This window comes from Lysinibacillus sp. NPDC093712 (assembly GCF_050280025.1).
Taxonomy (GTDB): domain Bacteria; phylum Bacillota; class Bacilli; order Bacillales_A; family Planococcaceae; genus Lysinibacillus.
In genome coordinates, this window is the sequence record NZ_JBNNUU010000015.1 from 1 (window position 1) to 18919 (window position 18919).

Here is an 18919-nt window from a genome sequence, read left to right on the forward strand (position 1 = left end):
ACAACAAGTTATTCGGTATTAGCCCCGGTTTCCCGGAGTTATCCCAAACTATAGGGTAGGTTGCCCACGTGTTACTCACCCGTCCGCCGCTAACGCCAAAGGAGCAAGCTCCTTATCTGTTCGCTCGACTTGCATGTATTAGGCACGCCGCCAGCGTTCGTCCTGAGCCAGGATCAAACTCTCCATAAAAGAAATTTGATTAGCTCAAATTGTTTTGCTGGCATCAATTTTGATGTCCAAAATTTTGTTTCGTTCACTAACGAAGTTAGTTAATAGAAACTATATTGATTACGTTTTGCTTGTTCAGTTTTCAAGGTTCATTTTGCTAGCTACTTAATAAGTAACTTTTTATAATTTAACATACATTCAATATGATGTCAACTGTTATTTTCTTTCTGTATGTTGTTCGCTTGTTTCGTAACAACGTGTTTAAATATATCATCTCACATTATAGTTTGCAAGTGTTTAATTGAAATAAAACTATTCAGTCAATATACGATAGTAGTTTCTTCTATATTATATAAGTAGCAGGTCTCTGAAACAATTCTGGATTCTGTCAGTAGTGTCCCGCGGCTTACCTTGGTGCCAGGCACTCAAACAATTTTAAATGAAAAAAGCTCCACTTAGTTTTCACTAAGCAGAGCCCATTTCGGCTTTACATTATCGAACCCAAATAAAGTATGCAAGGAATACGAAGAATAATCCGTACATCATTGGGTGAATTTCTTTTTTACGACCTGCTAAAAGCATTGTTACTGGGTAGAATACGAAACCAATTGCGATCCCTGTTGCAATGGAATAGCCAAGAGGCATCATTAAAACAGTGAAGAACGCTGGAACAGCAATTTCGAATTTATCCCATTCAATTAAACGTAGTGACGAAACCATTAACACACCGACGATAACAAGTGCTGGTGCCGTTACTGCTGGAGTAACAACCGCAAGTAATGGTGAGAAGAATAGTGCTACTATAAATAATACAGCTGTAACAACTGCTGCAAAACCTGAACGAGCGCCTGCTGCTACACCAGAAGTTGATTCTACATAAGCAGTAGTAGTTGAAGTACCAAATAAAGAACCAATTGTTGTTGCTAGTGCATCTGCCATAAGTGCACGGCTTGCACGTGGTAATTTATCGTCTTTTACTAATCCAGCTTGTGTTGCCACAGCCATTAATGTGCCGGCTGTATCGAAAAAGTCAACGAATAAAAATGTTAACACAACAACTAAAAATTTAACGTTTATTAACGAACCGAAGTCATGAATAATTGGGTTAAGTGCAACCATAAATGTTGAATCTACACTTGGGATTGATGATACAACAGCTTCAGGTGCTGCAATAACACCCGTAATCATACCAACGATTGCTGTAATAACCATTCCTAAGAAAATACCGACGCTTCGGAATTTAAGGATTAGGATGATTGAAATAATAATACCGAATACTGCTAAAAGAGTTGAACCTGTAAATGCTCCTAATGTTACTAGAGTTGCTGGACTATCAACAACAATGCCAGCTCCTTGAAGCCCTACAAATGTAATAAATAAACCAATACCAGCTGACACAGCATATTTAAGTTGTGCTGGAATTGCATTAATAACTGTTTCACGAATACCTGTTAATGAAAGGATAATAAATATAATCCCAGAGAAGAACACACCTGTTAAACCAGTTTGCCAAGGAATGCCATACGTCCCTACTACCGTGAAGGCAAAGAATGCATTTAACCCCATACCTGGCGCCAATGAGATTGGGAATTTAGCGAAAATACCCATAATCAAAGAACCGACTGCTGCTGCTAATGCTGTTGCCACGAAAACAGCACCTTTATCCATTCCCGCACTTTCCAGAATCCCTGGGTTAACAGCTAAAATGTATGCCATAGCAAGGAATGTTGTAATACCACCAATTATTTCGCGGCGATAATTAGTACCTAATTCATCGAACATGAAATATTTTTTCATTTTAAAAATATCCTCCGTATTGTCGTCTTCAATATCGAAAACAAAAAAGACACGCTGACTATTCTACTAGTCGCATGTCTACGATACATTTCATCACAAATAATGTGTGAAATAAATTAGTTATTATACATCCGTATAAAAACTAAAATCGTAGTCAAGTTATTTACGGTAACTTGGTAGAAACTCACGGGCCATATTCCCGACATTATACGACGACTTATTTACTTTACAATCGTAATATATCATTTCGTTTTTTAGATTTCAACCCCATTTCCGAACATTTCTTATAAAAAAAATACGAAAGTTCGTGTAAAATACGGTATTAATGTTCTGATTTTGTAAAAACAGCGTAAAAAAACAGGAAAAGTACTACACTTATAGAAGTTGCTTTTCCTGTTTTTTATTAATGATTAAAGGCTATAATCGGCCATTTTACATTTTATATTTTGTTTTTGTTTTGAAAAACATGAATTTAACTAACTATTAATTAGCCAAAAAAGCTCCCTATAATGTTTGCGCACTTAAGAGGGCGCTTTTCAAATGTATGTAGATGTGTCAAAGGCTTTTATATCTAATTACTCGCCCTTCTCCCACACAGTAAGAAGTACTTATGCAACAAATACGAAACCACAGATACCCATTACGTAAGAGCTCCCATTCTCATTTACACCATTATCCTTACTTCTCTACTCGACTTTCTAATAATTGAATTCTTTTTTCTAATTTTAGTTTCCAATCCATCGCTAATGCGTCTACTGCTTGAATACGTTTCATCGCGAGTGCGTTGTTGTTTGTAAAATATACTTCGTTGCAATGTAAAACCGATATACGAGCAGGGTGTCTTTCAACTATTTCAATTTTCGAGTCTGCACAAATTGTTCCCTCACTTAGCACACGCGCTAGGAAGCCTGTATAACCTGTTTCAATTAATCGTTTAAGTAATGTGTCTGCCTTTGTATATTTATCAATCGTACTACACGGAATACGTCCTTGCGTAATTTGAATGACGGCATCACCAATTCTATAAATATCTCCAATACAAACATCCGCTTCAAGCATATTTGTTACCGTTAAGTTCTCACCAAATGCTGCTGCTGGCAATGCCTTACCAAGTTCCTTTTCCCATTGTTCGTAATGTTCAGCAGGATATAGGCAAACAGCGCGATCAGGTCCGCCATGATGCTTTTTATCTGCCACATCATCTCCCTCAAATCCACGGGTAGCCAAATAAACTTCGTGCACTTTCCGTTTTTCAATCCCTGTAATCATTGATCGCCCTTTACTATAGTCCAATTCTTTCGGCATACCAACAGCAAGTGTATAAATCGTCGCTATATTTTTCTCCATTTTAATCCCCCTAAATTAAACAACAGCGTAATCATTTTACATAAATTTAGTTTACTATATATAACACTTTGCCAGCAATTTTGCCCTCTCTACGCCAGTTTTCATTATCTAAAGATTTCTAGTAAAAATGATCCAGAAAGTTCAATTGTCGCGACACTTAGGACATATCAGATATAAAAAAAGCCCTAAAAACCCTGTGTTACTAGGGCTTTTAGGACTCTTGCAATTAGCTATTATTCCCACTCAATTGTTGCTGGTGGCTTAGAAGTAATATCATACAGTACGCGGTTTACGTGTTTTACTTCGTTTACTAGGCGGACAGAGATTTTCTCTAGTACATCCCAAGGGATACGTGCCCAGTCAGAAGTCATACCGTCGATAGACGTTACGGCACGGATACCGATTGCGTAGTCATACGTACGAGCATCGCCCATTACGCCTACTGAACGGATATCAGGTAATACCGTGAAGTATTGCCAAACGTCGCGTTCAAGGCCAGCTTTTGCGATTTCTTCACGTAAGATGAAGTCAGATTCACGAACAATTTCAAGTTTTTCTTCTGTTACTTCACCAAGTACACGAATACCTAAACCAGGACCTGGGAATGGTTGACGCCAAACGATTTTTTCGTCAAGACCAAGCTCTAAGCCAAGTGCACGAACTTCGTCTTTAAATAATGTTTTTAATGGCTCAATCAATTTGAACTGCATGTCTTCTGGAAGACCACCTACGTTATGGTGAGATTTAATTGTTTGAGCAGTAGATGTACCAGATTCAATGATGTCTGTGTATAAAGTTCCTTGTGCAAGGAAATCCATACCTTCTAGTTTTGAAGCTTCTTCATCGAACACGTAAATAAACTCGTTACCGATAATTTTACGTTTTTTCTCTGGATCAGACACACCTGCAAGTTTGTCCATGAAGCGTTGACGTGCATCAATCTTAATTAGGTTCATATCGAAATCTTCCGTGAAAGTTTTCATAACCTGTTCAACTTCACCTTTACGGTTTAAGTTGTGGTCTACGAACATACATGTAAGTTGATCACCAATTGCTTTATGAATAAGTACTGCAACGACAGAAGAGTCTACTCCGCCTGAAAGTGCACATAATACTTTTTTATCGCCAACAATTTCGCGAATTTTTGCGATTTCAATTTCGATAAAGTTCGCCATTGACCAATCGCCTTTAGCACCACAAATATCGAATACGAATTGACGTAGTAAATCGTTACCATATACAGAGTGACGAACTTCTGGGTGGAATTGAACTGCATATAATTTACGTTCTACGTTTGCCATAGCAGCAATAGGGCATGATGCACTTGTTGCGATGATTTCAAAGCCAGCAGGTACTTCTGTTACGTGGTCGCCATGGCTCATCCAGACGATTTGTTCTGTTGGTAATTCACCGAATAATTTATTTGCAGCAGTCACTTGAATTTCCGCTTTACCGTATTCACGTGTTTCAGCGCCTTCAACTTTACCGCCTTGAGTATATGCCATTAATTGCATACCATAGCAAATACCTAGGATTGGTAAGCCTAATTCAAAAATGGCTTGATCTACATGGAAAGCATTCTCATCATAAACTGAGTTAGGACCACCAGAAAAGATGATACCTGTTGCGTTCATTTCTTTAATTTCTTCTGCTGTAATCGTATGTGGATGTAATTCACTGAAGACACCGAACTCACGAATACGACGCGTAATTAATTGGTTAAATTGGCTACCGAAGTCTAGAACGACGATTTTTTCTTGCTCTAATAAAGGGCTTGCTGACAATATTTCCACCTCTTCTTGTATTTTTAAAGGACGTTTTCATAGGTTCAAAGAAAAACGCGTATGAAAGTAAAAAACTTCCTACGCGTCCATAAGTTCATGATATATAAAGGGGAATGCGTAACAAAGAAAAGTGATTTATAAAAACTCCTCACCTAACCAAAACATTCACCTTCATAGAGAAATCATTTACGGTGATTTCGTAGAAACATCCGAACCCTATTTTCGAACTTATATGAAAGCCATCCTAATCATATATAATTTTTTTCATTTTACTCTTTGTGTCCATTAAAATCAACTGATAGTGCGATTGATTAAATATTCCCAACTTTCTCTCAGTTTAACGTAGTCAACATCCTGCGTATTCTTGCTATAAATATGTTGCTCGTATACCGCTGTTAACTTCCGCATTTCTTCCGTTTCTAAAGCGGCATCCACCCGTTCAGCAAACACTCGTAATGTCTCGCCATTTTTTCGACTTAAGCCAATACGTACTAATTGTTTCGTTAGTGCCTGATAAGATGAATCAAAGCTCGTCCAATCCGCTTCTTTTTTACGATAGGCACGCACATGCATTTTAGGAATCCATGTTTTTCGTTGTACAAATAATGTCACACCAATAATTATTAGCAAGACAATGAGTGCCAACCAAACATATTTTAATGTTTTTATCCACGTCCATACACTATCAAAACTAAATGCTGATTGGGTAGTTGTTTTCTTAGTTGGTTGGTCTTTCTTTTGTTGTTGCTCTGTTTTTTCTTCCGGTTGCAGTTCCTGTTCTTGCTGAGGAACATCTCGTTGCAAATCATAATTGATATTAACATTGCCAGAAAAACCAATTGTAGGTTCAAATTCTATCCAGCCTGTTCCTGGGACATATGCCTCTACCCATGAATGCGCATTATCATTCGTTACCGTATATTCCCGATAACCATCAGATACTCCACCAGCATTACCTGGTGCAAAACCCTTCACCCAACGGGCAGGAATACCAATAGTCCGAAGCATAACGACCATTGATGTAGAGAAATTATCACAGTACCCTACTTTCGTATCGAACAGAAATTGATCTACATAATCTTGATTTTCCGAAGGATAGGCGGCAGCTGTTTTATCATAACTAAAGTCACCTTTTGAAAAATACCCTTCTATCGCCTTTATTTTTTCATATATCGATGCTTTATTGCGCGTAATATCAATTGCTAAATCTTGTACACGCTGCGGAAGCGTATCCGGTAATTGTAAGAAACGATTATAGGAACTATCTATTGTTTCTAACATAGCTGGCTCTGACCTCTGAAGTTGTTGCAAGCTATAATTTGGCTCACTATAAGATATCGTGTAACTTGACAGTAATTTATTACTACCATTACTCATAGTTACTAATTCACCACTTGGTTGTTTCGTTACTATTTTTTCCGTTTGTCCATCCTGTACATATAATGTTGGATCCTCTGCAGAAACAGACAGCATACCATACGTTTGAATTAAAAATGGCATAGGTACAGCCATTTCCATCTGTATTTGTCGTTCATTCTGTGTTGGTCCAACAGGCAGAGAAGTAAAGATTGGGGTATCATTTTCAAAAACTGCTTCCCCTATATATTCACCTGACAATACCCAACCTTTTGATGTATACGTATCTTTTGTATCTATACGCCAATAATGACGGTCGAGGGAAGTTGCAGTGAAAATTAATGTATTATCACCTTTATACGGTCCACCTAATCTACTATCATCATCACTATAGCCAACTGTTTTTTGACCATCTCCTACGCCACCTTGTCCTGTAACGCCTTTAATAAATGGCACTGGATCGGCCCATGTAGGTCCTGCTTTTGGTAAAAAGAATGCTACCATACTAACGAGTGCCACCGAAATTAACATCGGTAATATAATTTTCCACTTTCTAACTAACGCACTTGGCGCATCGACTTGGATTCTTAAGCGTTTTAAGAAAAGTACACCAGTCATAATAAGACCCAGTACTACTACTTTAATAATAGCCGGTTTTCCATTATATTCGCTGAAAGTATCAAGAGTAGCGATGAAAAATACAGTTAGTACGAAGAAATAGAAAATATTATGATGCACTGTAATCCAATGGTGAATTAAATATATTAACATCCAGATTAATGCCAAAAACAGTACTGTTCTAAATGCATCTGATACTTGTCCGAAATTCCCTGAAAAAATGTTCACCATATTCAATGTCACTTCATTCACTAAAAATGGGATAGTGTGACCTGAGAAAAAAGGGTTCTCGCTATAAACAAATATAACGAACCATGTAATGTAGCCTAACTTGACAAGCCCCGACAATAACGGCCGAACTTTAAATAGGCACAGCACTAGTGCTAAGCCAATAAAAATTAAAATCAAATGACTTACACCGGTATTTGTTAATTGCATTACTGGTGTTAACCACTCACGTAATATAAAGAAAATAATGATATAAGCTATAGCCAGTTCAATAAAACTTTCTAATGATTTTTTCACGGCTTCATCACCTCCGTGAATAAGTGGTAATACTCTGTTGGGTCAACATACACGACTTGAATATGTTTATAACGCTTTATTACATCAGACTGTGTTTGTGTCTGTTGTGCCACAACAAAACAAATACAGCTTTTCACCGAATTACCTAGAATATGTAATAGTTCATCTGATATATCACTCGTAACATATAAAAGCGTTGCAACACGCTGAAAAACTTGTTGATCGCGTAATTGGAATTGTGCATTTTCAAGAGGTTTTACACTAGCTAAATGATGCATCACTCGATCTAGTTGCTTTTCCCCTTGAATGGAAGTAAACACTTTCGTCTTTGCGCCTGTTGACACAAAAGAAATTTCTCCACGACCTTGCACCATTGCTTTAAGCATCGACGCTACCAACTCAATTTTCTCTTCAAATAATGGAGAAGCACCTTCATCAAGCATTAACAGAAGTTCCTGAGATTGACGATCTTCAAACTCCTTCGACTGTAGCGTTTGCGTTTTTGCAAAAGACTTCCAATGAATCCACGAAAAGCGGTCCCCTGGTACATATTCGCGTAAACCAATAGCCATTGATGTATCTTTCACAATGGAATAAGGAGTCATCATAGACCCAACATCTAATTTTGCTTGTAATGTAGCATATTTCATATCATGCACTCTTGGATAGACAAGAACTGTTTGTTCTTTTTCTATCTGAATGCGTTTTTTTGCCCATCCGAAAAAATCATAGAAGATTATATTTGCACCTAAGTATTGATGTTCACCGCGTGGTAAGCTTTCAAGAGTATAGCTCCAATTAAAAACCTTCTTAAAGCCTACAAATTTGATAGCGTCTTTCTCTTGTACCTTTGACTGAACTAGCATCGTGCTGCCAACAAGCTCTTCTACTAGCATATATGCAAATGGAAATCGTGTTTTTCTTTCAACACTAATTGTTACGTTAACGGATTGTCCGCTTTCAACACGAGAAGGCTCAATTTTCCGCTCTACACGGTAAATGTCCTCCCTAACAAGTTGAAAAATAAAGGCGTATAGCAAAAATGGACTCATTGTGAAAAATACAAACCAGCTTACAAAACCGCCTTGAAACATTGCATAGCAAAACGTAATCAGCATTAGAAAGCTCACTAATAGAAAATGTTTACTTTTCTCAAAAAGAGCACGCCATTTCTTCATTTCTCTGCAAACCTCTTTGTTGGCACAGGTGTTTTCGCCAAAATACGCTCAATAATTTCCTCTGCTGTTACATCATCATAGCGTGCATCTGGCTTAAGAACTAATCGGTGACTAAAAACATATGGTGCTAAATGTTGAACATCATCTGGTATTACATAGCTACGCCCTTTCATAAACGCATACGCCTGCGATGCCTTCATCAAAGCAATTGTTGCACGAGGACTAACCCCTAAATACACGTAGTTATTCTCTCTCGTTTGAGAAGCTAGCTCAACCATATAGTTTTTTACGGAGTCTTCGACATACACACCCTGCACAAGCTCCTGTAATTCAATTAGTTGCGCAAGCGTAAGTACAGCATCAATTTTTTCAATGGACTTACCGTTTTCTGCACGTCGCAATATTTCTACTTCCTGTCCTCTAGTTGGATAGCCCATTTTTATTTTCAGTAAAAAACGGTCGAGCTGCGCCTCCGGCAGTGGATACGTTCCCTCATGTTCAATTGGATTTTGCGTAGCCATAACGAAAAATGGCTGGTTAATTTCAAGTGTATTACCGTCTATTGTAATTGACGCTTCCTCCATTGCCTCAAGTAATGCTGATTGTGTTTTAGGTGATGTTCTATTAATTTCATCAGCTAATACTACATCGCCCATAATTGGTCCTGGGCGAAATTCAAATTCCATTGTTTTAGGGTTATAAATGGAAACACCTACAACATCTGATGGCAGTAAATCTGGTGTAAACTGAATACGTTTAAACTGAGCATCGAATGATTTGGCAAGTGCACGCACCATCATTGTCTTACCCACTCCAGGCACATCTTCAAGTAATACATGACCTTTGGCAAGCAAAGCAACGATACTAAGTTCAGCAACCTCCCTCTTCCCAATCATTACTTTTTCTATATTTTCTAATACCATTTGTATTTGTAAATTCATAAAACAAAATCCCTCCCATTTCCACAAACCAATTATTTGAATTGCACGATAATTTTAGTTTAAGCATATCGAAAACTGCATTGTAACACAATCAATGTGCCATTAGCCGTCGCATACAAGAATTACATTTTAAATTTATAAGAGTATTCCCCTTGTATTTACCTCAAAAAATAGCTTGTTTGAAGTTTTTTATAAAACAAGCCTATCTAGTAGTATAACGGTTCACTTACAAAAAAGTTACAAATTTTATTTTTTTAACCATGAATTTAAGGGGTCAAAAGCACTACTTTCCGTGCTGATGGCATCGCCGATAACTCAAAGGAATGTACAGTAATATCCAGCAACAAAAAACCCTATACCAAGTTTGGTACAGGGTTCAGTTTGTCGACAAAAGGGATTAAGAATAGAAACCTTAATCCCTTTTGTTATTTTTATTGTAAAAAAGGGGTTCTTACTTTCGTCTTGCCATACTTTTCGAGCATCCCTTCTCTATGAAGCTGTTTGAAGTTGATTGGAGTGGAGGGCGGGCGACTCCTGCTCAGAACGCACAGTACGAAAGACGCAACAAACCGCGCGTTAGCGAGGGTTGCGGCTTACGATGTGCCCACGGAAAGCGCCCGCCCATAGCGGAAATCAACGGCAGTAGACCTCTAAATTTATTTAATGATTAAAGCAGATGACTATCATATATAATCATAAGTGCGATAATTGTACTGTATTTTCACTTTTTCCTTCGAAAGAGCGTGTTGACACTAGTTGATTGGAGTGGAGGGCGGGCGACTCCTGCTCAGAACGCACAGTACGTAGACGCAACAAGCCGCGCATTAGCGAGGGTTGCGGCTTACGATGTGCCCGCGGAAAGCGACCGCCCGTAGCGGAAATCAACGGCAGTAGTCATCACCTATATTAGTTTTAAATAAAAAAAGGACTATAGACAAATTCGAAAAACTTCGAGTTTGTCTACAGTCTGAACCCTATACCAAGTTTGCTATAGGGTTTTTAAAAAATTTATATGGAAGTTCGGTAACTATTGTGACGCTTCTTTAGCTTGCTAAGACGGCTCAGCTTATCGGCTGTTTCATTTAGTTCATTATGAATTTGTACGTTGCCTTCACTATCAACAAAAGTAGCCTCAATTTTATTGTGACGTTGTTGTTGAATTGGTCTCTTCTTACTTAATAGCTTTTTATCTTTAATTTTTTGAATACTTTTTTTAAATCGTTGCTGTGCGTTATGGCTAAAGTCATGACTAAGATCGCCAGCATGTAAATATTGTTGTTCATTACGAAAAGTACTATTTGTCGTCGCACTTACACTAGAAGTCCTCATAATTAGTTACCCTCCTTTTTATTTTACTAGCTTTATAGGTATTTATATCGACATTATATGCAAGAAATTAAGCAAACAGAACCAAAATACATAAAAAAGAATAGAATTGTTAAAAAAGTTTCTATCACTTTTTTGCACAACTCTATTCTCACAGGCTTTATTTCCAAAAATCATCAAAAATCGTGATAGGCATATGACGTTTATGTTGAGATCGCAAATAGTGTTGCTCTAGTGTTTCACGAGCATCCTTGGGAATTTCCTTCCCTTCTAAATAATCATCAATTTGCTCATATGTTAAACCAAGCGCCACTTCGTCTGGTAGAGACGGGCGGTTTTCCTCCAAGTCTGCTGTCGGCACTTTCAAATACAGATGTTCAGGGCAATCAAGCGCAGCTAACAATTGTTTTCCCTGACGCTTGTTGAGACGAAAAATAGGCATTAAATCTGCACCACCGTCACCAAACTTTGTATAGAAACCTGTAATTGCCTCTGCTGCATGGTCTGTTCCTAAAACGACTGCACTATTCATAGCAGCAATAGAAAACTGCACTTTCATACGCTCACGTGCTTTTTCATTTCCTTTTACAAAATCGCTAAGTGTAACACCTGCATTTTCTAAAGCACGTACACTGGCATCGACTGCTTCCTTAATATTCACTGTGTAAGTATACGTAGGCTTAATAAAATCAATAGCATCCTGACAGTCCTGTTCATCCATTTGAACACCGTATGGCAAACGCACGGCCCAAAATGAATAGTTCTCCTCGCCCGCTTCTGCGTTTAATTCATCAATAGCTAGTTGTGCTAATTTCCCAGTTAAAGTAGAATCTTGTCCACCTGATATACCAAGCACAAATCCTTTTACAAAGCTATATCGACGTGCATACGCCTTTAAAAAATCAATGGATTTACGAATTTCTTCCTGTGCATCAATTGTTGGCAAAACGCTTAATTCTTTAATTATTTGTTGTTGTAATGCCATAACATTCTCCACTCCTTAACCTTTCACAATTCGATTGACCATATCGCGCACTTCTTCTATATTGCGCATTTTATTATCCCAGCATTTTTGACTTAGATCGACCGGATATTCTTCTGGATTCATCGCACGTTTGTATTCATCCCATAACAATTCTAAATTTTCAGTTGCATAATTGCGCATGTCTACCAACGACGGATTTTGATAAATTATTTCACCTTTATTAATCACATGCTGATGTAAGTTTTTCGCCTCGAAATTCGTCACGAATTTTGACACAAATGTATGCACAGGGTGGAACATTTTTATACGTTCTTCAGATTGAGGGTCTTCATCGTGCATTGTAATGTAATCGCCCTCTGATTTACCATTTTTCAAGTCGATAATACGGTAAACATTTTTCAAACCTGGTGTTGAAACTTTTTCAGCATTTGCAGAAATTTTAATGGTATCTTCCAGCTGACCTTCTTCATTTTCAATAGCCACCATTTTATAGACAGCTCCTAATGCAGGCTGATCATAAGCTGTAATGACCTTTGTTCCAATACCCCACATATCTACGCGCGCACCTTGAGCCTTTAAGTTCAAAATTGTGTATTCATCTAAATCATTCGAAACAACAATTTTTGCATCAGGGAAGCCCGCTTCATCGAGCATACGACGTGCTTCTTTTGACAAGAAAGCAATATCACCACTATCTAGACGAATACCAATAAAATTAATTTTATCCCCTAATTCTTTTGCCACTTTTATCGCTGTCGGTACACCAGATTTCAATGTGTTATAAGTGTCCACTAAAAACACACAATTACGATGACGTTTAGCATAGGCGTGGAATGCATCATACTCATTTTTATATGCTTGCACAAGCGCATGAGCATGCGTACCAGCTACTGGTATGTTAAATAGTTTACCCGCACGTACATTACTAGTTGAAGCAAATCCGCCTATAAAGGCTGCACGAGTTCCCCAAATAGCTGCATCCATTTCATGGGCACGGCGTGTACCAAATTCCATAGCCATTTCATCTTTTACGATTTGCTTAATGCGACTTGCTTTAGTAGCAATTAACGTTTGGTAATTCACAATATTCAATAGAGCTGTCTCAATTAGCTGAGCTTCCACTAATGGTGCCTCAATGCGTACAATTGGTTCGTTTGCAAAAACGAGTTCCCCTTCCACCATTGAATACATATCACCTGTAAAGCGAATGTTTTTTAAATAATCAATGAAATCTTCTTTATAGCCAACTTCTTCACGTAAATATTCGATATCCGACTGACTAAAACGAAAGTCTCGTAAAAACTCAAGCATGCGTTCCAATCCGGCAAATATCGCATAGCCATTACCAAATGGTAATTTTCTGAAATATAATTCAAAGACCGCTTTTCTATTATGTATACCATCAGCCCAATAAGACTCTGCCATATTGATTTGGTATAAATCTGTGTGTAGCGCTAAGCTATCATCAGCATAGTTTGATCTCATAGGAAATCCCTTCTTCCACTATCATTGTTAGTCTTAGTATACACTATATACCCAAAATCTTGCGTTTCACACGTTTTCTGTCCTATGTTAGGTTTTCTAACATGAATATTCAGAAAATTTAGAACCGTTCATAATTTAGACACAAATTTTAGTACCGCTTTCATTCCTTTAATAATTAGCTTTTTAGTAAACTATTACGTAAAACGAAATACATGATGTTACAAAACCTAACATTAAAATTTAAAAAACAATTGCGCCGTTTAACAGCTCCCTATAGTATGTAAATTAAATTTACGCAAGGAGCTGGTGTGAGTGAAAAAAATCGAGGCAATTATTCGTCCAGAGGTATTTGGGATTGTACGAGATGGACTTGCAAAGGTTGGTATTGCAGGTTTAAGTATTTCTGAAATCGCTGGCTGTGGTCGTCAATTAGGTCATACAGGTTTGTTTCGTGGAAATGCTTACGAAATTGAGTTTTTACCAAAATTAAAACTTGAAATGATTATCGACGACGAAAAAGTAGAACCGATTGTGGAGGTTTTATTACGTGATGCTGCAACTGGTAAGGTTGGAGACGGAAAAATATTTATTTATCCAGTAGAACAGGCAATTCGTATCCGTACTAAAGAAGTCGGATCAATTGCTGTAGATTAAGGGGGAGATAGCTATGGATGACGTTATATTATCTGTAAATTTAGTTTGGGTTATGCTTGGTACAATTTTAGTTTTCTTCATGCATGCAGGATTTGCAATGGTAGAAGCGGGTTTCACACGTTCTAAAAATGCCGTAAACATTATTATGAAAAACTTCTTAACTATATCGCTTGGAGGAATTGTTTATTTTCTATGTGGCTATGCAATAATGTTTGGCGACACAGCTGGGGGCGTCTTCGGAACAAGTGGATTCGCATTAAACGGTGTAGATGACCTCTCCTTCTTTATTTTCCAAACGATGTTTGCTGCAACAGGTGCGACTATCTTATCTGGTGCCGTAGCAGAACGAACAAATATTTTTGCTTATATCGGTGTAATTATACTTATGACATCACTCGTTTATCCTGTAGTTGGTCATTGGATCTGGAGCGGTCAAGGCTGGCTAACTGATTTAGGCTTTATCGATTTTGCCGGTTCTACAGTTGTCCATTTAACAGGTGCTGTAGCTGCCTTTGTAGCAGCAATAATGATTGGACCACGTCTAGGTAAATACGAAAATGGCCGCGTCAACGTTATTACTGGTCATAGTATTCCACTTGGCGCATTAGGCGTGTTTCTACTGTGGTTCGGCTGGTTCGGTTTTAATGGTGCCTCTACGTTAGCTGCAGATCCTACCCTCGTTCCAAAGGTAATTGCCAATACATTTTTCGCAGCTTCTGCAGGCGTTGTTGCTACTGCATTTTATACAAAATTCCGTTATGGCCACATTGATGGCTCACTAACTCTCAACGGTGCGTTAGCAGGGCTCGTAGGTATTACAGCCGGTGCAGCGAACGTCAGCATTATCGGTTCACTCATTATTGGTTTAATTGCAGCACCCCTATTAGTAGAAGGTGTCCGTTTTATTGAATGGAAATTAAAAGTAGATGATCCTGTAGGCGCAATTGCAGTTCATGGTATTTGTGGCATTTGGGGCACACTTGCGGTCGGTCTATTTGATATTAGCGGTCAAGGGCTATTCTACGGTGGTGGCCTAAGTTTGCTAGGCATTCAAGCAATAGGTGTAATTGCGACAATCGCTTGGGTTGGCGTTTCAGTCTCAGCGGGTCTATTTATCATTAAAGCATTTGTCCCTTTACGTGTGTCAGTAGAAGAAGAAATCACAGGGCTAGATGTTACCGAACATGGTACACCAGCTTATGAATATCAAGAAGTTTTTAAAAGCTCTGCTATAAATGGTGAAACATTTGCACACCGTTTAACTCACTTTGGTAAACCTCAAACGAGTGTCACAGAAGAACATGTCTAAAAATTAAAATTATTGCACCTAGAAAACAATTACAAGAATCTGCTGGATGTCCCTAGTGAAGTTATGGGAATCCAGCAGATTTTTTTGTTACAGCACAGGCTAAATATTTATTCAGCCCTTTCTAATTCAAGTAAAAATTCTTTCATTGTTAGCCCACTACGGAATCCTGTCAGCTTACCGTTTTTTCCGATGACACGATGACACGGAATAATTGCCAATATAGGATTGGCACCTATTGCACTGCCTACAGCTCTTACTGCCTTTGGATTACCAATTCGCTCCGCAATTGCAGAATACGTTGTAGTCGTTCCATATGGCAACTCTTTCAACGCATCCCATACAGCTAGCTGAAATGATGTTCCTTTCACGTGTATAGGTAAATTAAATTCAGTAAGCTCTCCATTAAAGTAAGCTGTTAATTGCTCAACATAAGGGGTTAATTTTTCTTTATTTTCTTCAAAACTGAAGCCCTTAAACGGCTTGTGAGCCCATTTCTCCACTTCTTCAAACGCTGTATTCGGTGTTCCTATATATACGAGGCCTTCATCTGAAGCAATAATATACATATCACCTTGTGCGTATGTTAGTGTATCTACATATAAAACATCCATTATTCCATTCTCCTTACTTGTTTTCATTAGAAATTTTCTTTAAATAAGGTAAAATAACTGTAGTGTCGAATCATTACTTATTAAAGTTATTTTACCTATAATCTTAAAGGAGGTTCAACTACATGACAACGTTATTTGAGCCCGCTATTCACCTTCAACAAGTGAGTTTTTCAGCTAACGATAAAAACATTTTAAAATTAATTACTGGTTCATTCCCAAAAGGAAAAATTACTACACTTGTTGGTCCATCCGGTGCTGGCAAAACAACCTTACTGAAAATGTTTAACGGACTACTATCGCCTACAGAGGGCATTATATTAATTGATAATCAGCCGATTACTACCTACGAGCCTACTACTTTAAGAAAACATGTAGGAATCGCCCTTCAGGCAGCACCTATGATTAACGGAACCGTATTTGACAATTTGGCACTTCCACTTGTTTTACAAGGAAAACAACTCGCACAGCAAGATGCATTACGCTATTTACTGGACGTTGGTCTTGATGAAAGTTTTTTACATCGCACCATCAATAAGTTATCTGGTGGGCAACGTCAAAAGGTCTCAATTGCGCGCACTCTAATCAACCAATCTTCTATATTATTGTTAGATGAAATTACTTCTGCATTAGATCGACAATCTGCACAAGATATCGAAACACTCATTGTGAAATTAAACAAAAAATATGATGTCACGATAATATGGATTACACATAATTTACAGCAAGCATTAACGATTGGGCATTATACATGGGTCATGATGGGAGGAGAGTTGATTGAAACAGGAGAAAGCTCATTATTAAAAGCTCCAAGTAATCCGAGAGTCGCTGAATTTGTACAGGGGGTAAACTCATGACTTATACATCGCTTTCACTGACATTAATTTTCGTATTAATTCCGCTATTACTTTCAAAAACGTTTAAACTAGGCCTTGAAAAAGACACAGTTATTGCAACAATTCGTTCTATTATTCAATTACTTGCAGTCGGCTATATTTTAAAATTCGTTTTTGAAGCTGAAAGTTTTATTTATATATTTCTAATGGTAGCATTAATGATTTTAGTTGCAGCGTTAAATGCCCGTAAAAACGGTAAAGGAATTAAAGGAATCACTTGGAAAATAATAATTACGCTTGTTGTGGTGGAAATTGTCACACAAGGTGTTTTACTTGGTTTCGGTATTGTCCCTAGCACTGCACAATATATTATCCCTATTAGTGGTATGTTAATTGGCAACACAATGGTATTATCTATTTTATTTTTAAATCGTTTCACTGCTGAAATTACAAGTCACCAAAATGAAATCGAACTCATTTTATCTCTAGGAGGCACACCTAAACAGGCAATTCATCGCCAACTAATCAATGCCATTAAAGCAAGCATGATTCCAACCATTGAAAGCCAAAAAACTATTGGACTTGTACAATTACCAGGTATGATGAGCGGTCAAATAATCGGTGGTGCAGACCCTATCCAAGCAGTTCAATTTCAACTTTTAATAATTTTCGCGCTATTAACAACTGCAACATTATCGAGCATAATGATAGGCTTTTTAAGCTATCCTGTGCTTTTCAACGAAAGATTACAGATGTTGGAAACGAAATAATTGTTTTCGTGATATCATGACATTCTCTATAAATATGTTATACTAGTAAGAAAAATGCAGTGAGGAGAATGACCCATGTTATTACGCGATTTTTTCATCCAATTATCTGAAAACCAACTATTAAATAGTGCTGCTAAAAAATACGGCTTAAAATTAGGTGCCCAAAGTGTGGTAGCTGGTACAAATATAGAAGAAACGATTGCAAGCATCAAAGAATTAAACGCACATAATATCTCTTGCACAGTGGATAATCTAGGGGAGTTTGTTGCGAATGAAGAGGAAGCTACAAAAGCTAAGGATCAAATCCTCGCTGTCATTGAAGCTATTCATGAAAACAATGTTGATGCACATATTTCGTTAAAGCCTTCTCAATTAGGCTTAGACATTGATGTTGATTTTTGCTACGACAATTTATATGAGATTGTAGAAAAAGCAGCAGCCTATGATATTTTTGTAAACTTTGATATGGAAAATTACGGCCGTCTACAAACATCATTTGATATGGTAGAAGAGCTTTCAAAAACATTCAATAATGTCGGCACTGTTATTCAATCGTACTTCTACCGAGCAAAAGACGATCTTGAGAAATTTAAAAACTACCGTTTACGTATCGTAAAAGGTGCATATAAAGAGCCTGTGGAAGTAGCCTTCCAAGATAAGCTAGATATTGATTTAAATTATATCGAACTGATTGAGTATCATTTATTACACGGCAAATTTACATCAATTGCTACACATGACCATAACGTCATTGCACACGTAAAGCGCTTTGTTGCTGATAACAATATTCCATTTGATAAATTTGAATTCCAAATGTTATACGGCTTCCGTACAGATATGCAAAAAGAACTTGCAAAAGAAGGCTATAACTTCTGCGTCTACGTTCCATTTGGCGAAGATTGGTACGGTTACTTCATGCGTCGCTTAGCGGAGCGTCCTCAAAATCTTAACCTTGTGACAAAACAAGTATTTACGAAGAAAACGAATACAGTTCTTGCTGTAGCAGCTGGTGCATTCGTGCTTGGCCGCTTAACAAAGCGCAAAAAATAATAAAAAGAAGTTGGAACATAACTATTAAAATTTCAGAAATATCACAAAGATGTTCTTAAATTATTGGAGTTTATGGTAGCAAAGGTGGTGACTCCTGCGGGAACACACGCAACGTAAGACACAACAAACCGCGCGCTAGCGAGGGTTGTGGCTTACGTGTGTGCCCGCGGAAAGCATCCGCC

The 18919-nt window shown here is 37.7% G+C and carries 15 protein-coding genes, 1 rRNA gene and 2 riboswitches; of the genes, 5 read left to right on the plus strand and 11 right to left on the minus strand.

The features are described 5' to 3' along the window. From ACQKNX_RS24945 to ACQKNX_RS24990, 10 genes are all read right to left on the minus strand, one after another. Window positions 1–189: ribosomal RNA gene (locus ACQKNX_RS24945) — 16S ribosomal RNA — on the minus strand; the annotation flags it as partial. 471 nt (window positions 190–660) lie between these two features. Further along, window positions 661–1965 (minus strand): NCS2 family permease, encoded by a 1305-nt coding sequence (locus tag ACQKNX_RS24950; RefSeq protein WP_427431241.1) that lies wholly within the window; start codon window positions 1963–1965, stop codon window positions 661–663. A 131-nt stretch (window positions 1966–2096) separates the two neighbouring features. Then, window positions 2097–2198, minus strand: a riboswitch (purine riboswitch). 445 nt (window positions 2199–2643) lie between these two features. Further along, complete coding sequence (locus ACQKNX_RS24955) at window positions 2644–3312, minus strand: MOSC domain-containing protein (RefSeq protein ID WP_427431242.1); 669 nt, start codon at window positions 3310–3312, stop codon at window positions 2644–2646. A gap of 233 nt (window positions 3313–3545) precedes the next feature. Then, complete coding sequence (gene guaA, locus ACQKNX_RS24960) at window positions 3546–5096, minus strand: glutamine-hydrolyzing GMP synthase (protein ID WP_427431243.1); 1551 nt, start codon at window positions 5094–5096, stop codon at window positions 3546–3548. A 154-nt stretch (window positions 5097–5250) separates the two neighbouring features. Continuing rightward, window positions 5251–5352, minus strand: a riboswitch (purine riboswitch). A 35-nt stretch (window positions 5353–5387) separates the two neighbouring features. Beyond that, window positions 5388–7595: a transglutaminase TgpA family protein gene (locus ACQKNX_RS24965; protein WP_427431244.1), complete on the minus strand. Its 2208-nt coding sequence runs from the start codon at window positions 7593–7595 to the stop codon at window positions 5388–5390. Further along, window positions 7592–8773, minus strand: coding sequence for a DUF58 domain-containing protein (locus ACQKNX_RS24970; RefSeq protein ID WP_427431245.1), 1182 nt, complete (start codon window positions 8771–8773; stop codon window positions 7592–7594). Before ACQKNX_RS24970 ends, ACQKNX_RS24965 begins: the two co-directional genes overlap by 4 nt. Next, a complete protein-coding gene (locus ACQKNX_RS24975; RefSeq protein ID WP_427431246.1) occupies window positions 8770–9714 on the minus strand; it encodes an AAA family ATPase in 945 nt (314 codons plus the stop codon). Before ACQKNX_RS24975 ends, ACQKNX_RS24970 begins: the two co-directional genes overlap by 4 nt. 1008 nt (window positions 9715–10722) lie before the next feature. Beyond that, window positions 10723–11043, minus strand: coding sequence for an NAD synthetase (locus tag ACQKNX_RS24980; protein ID WP_427431247.1), 321 nt, complete (start codon window positions 11041–11043; stop codon window positions 10723–10725). A 157-nt stretch (window positions 11044–11200) separates the two neighbouring features. Then, the gene (gene nadE / locus ACQKNX_RS24985; RefSeq protein WP_427431248.1) at window positions 11201–12025 is read right to left on the minus strand and encodes an ammonia-dependent NAD(+) synthetase; all 825 of its coding nucleotides are present in this window, start codon (window positions 12023–12025) and stop codon (window positions 11201–11203) included. A 15-nt stretch (window positions 12026–12040) separates the two neighbouring features. Continuing rightward, complete coding sequence (locus ACQKNX_RS24990; protein WP_427431249.1) at window positions 12041–13510, minus strand: nicotinate phosphoribosyltransferase; 1470 nt, start codon at window positions 13508–13510, stop codon at window positions 12041–12043. Between the two features lie 312 nt (window positions 13511–13822). On the opposite strand from ACQKNX_RS24990, the gene ACQKNX_RS24995 reads away from it, so the two are divergent. Both ACQKNX_RS24995 and ACQKNX_RS25000 read left to right on the plus strand, forming a co-directional pair. Continuing rightward, window positions 13823–14164 (plus strand): P-II family nitrogen regulator, encoded by a 342-nt coding sequence (locus tag ACQKNX_RS24995; RefSeq protein ID WP_401014606.1) that lies wholly within the window; start codon window positions 13823–13825, stop codon window positions 14162–14164. Window positions 14165–14177: 13 nt separating this feature from the next. Continuing rightward, entirely contained in the window at window positions 14178–15473 is a 1296-nt protein-coding gene (locus ACQKNX_RS25000; RefSeq protein WP_427431250.1) for an ammonium transporter, read from the plus strand. 107 nt (window positions 15474–15580) lie between these two features. Here ACQKNX_RS25000 and ACQKNX_RS25005 read toward each other — a convergent pair whose 3' ends face one another. Further along, entirely contained in the window at window positions 15581–16084 is a 504-nt protein-coding gene (locus tag ACQKNX_RS25005; protein WP_427431251.1) for a methylated-DNA--[protein]-cysteine S-methyltransferase, read from the minus strand. 122 nt (window positions 16085–16206) lie between these two features. Here ACQKNX_RS25005 and ACQKNX_RS25010 point away from each other — a divergent pair, with 122 nt between their 5' ends. From ACQKNX_RS25010 to ACQKNX_RS25020, 3 genes are all read left to right on the plus strand, one after another. After that, a complete protein-coding gene (locus tag ACQKNX_RS25010) occupies window positions 16207–16938 on the plus strand; it encodes a phosphate ABC transporter ATP-binding protein (RefSeq protein WP_427431252.1) in 732 nt (243 codons plus the stop codon). Continuing rightward, window positions 16935–17687: an ABC transporter permease gene (locus ACQKNX_RS25015; protein WP_427431253.1), complete on the plus strand. Its 753-nt coding sequence runs from the start codon at window positions 16935–16937 to the stop codon at window positions 17685–17687. The genes ACQKNX_RS25010 and ACQKNX_RS25015 overlap by 4 nt, the downstream gene beginning before the upstream one ends. 75 nt (window positions 17688–17762) lie before the next feature. Then, complete coding sequence (locus ACQKNX_RS25020; protein WP_340822165.1) at window positions 17763–18737, plus strand: proline dehydrogenase family protein; 975 nt, start codon at window positions 17763–17765, stop codon at window positions 18735–18737. Window positions 18738–18919 lie beyond the last annotated feature (182 nt).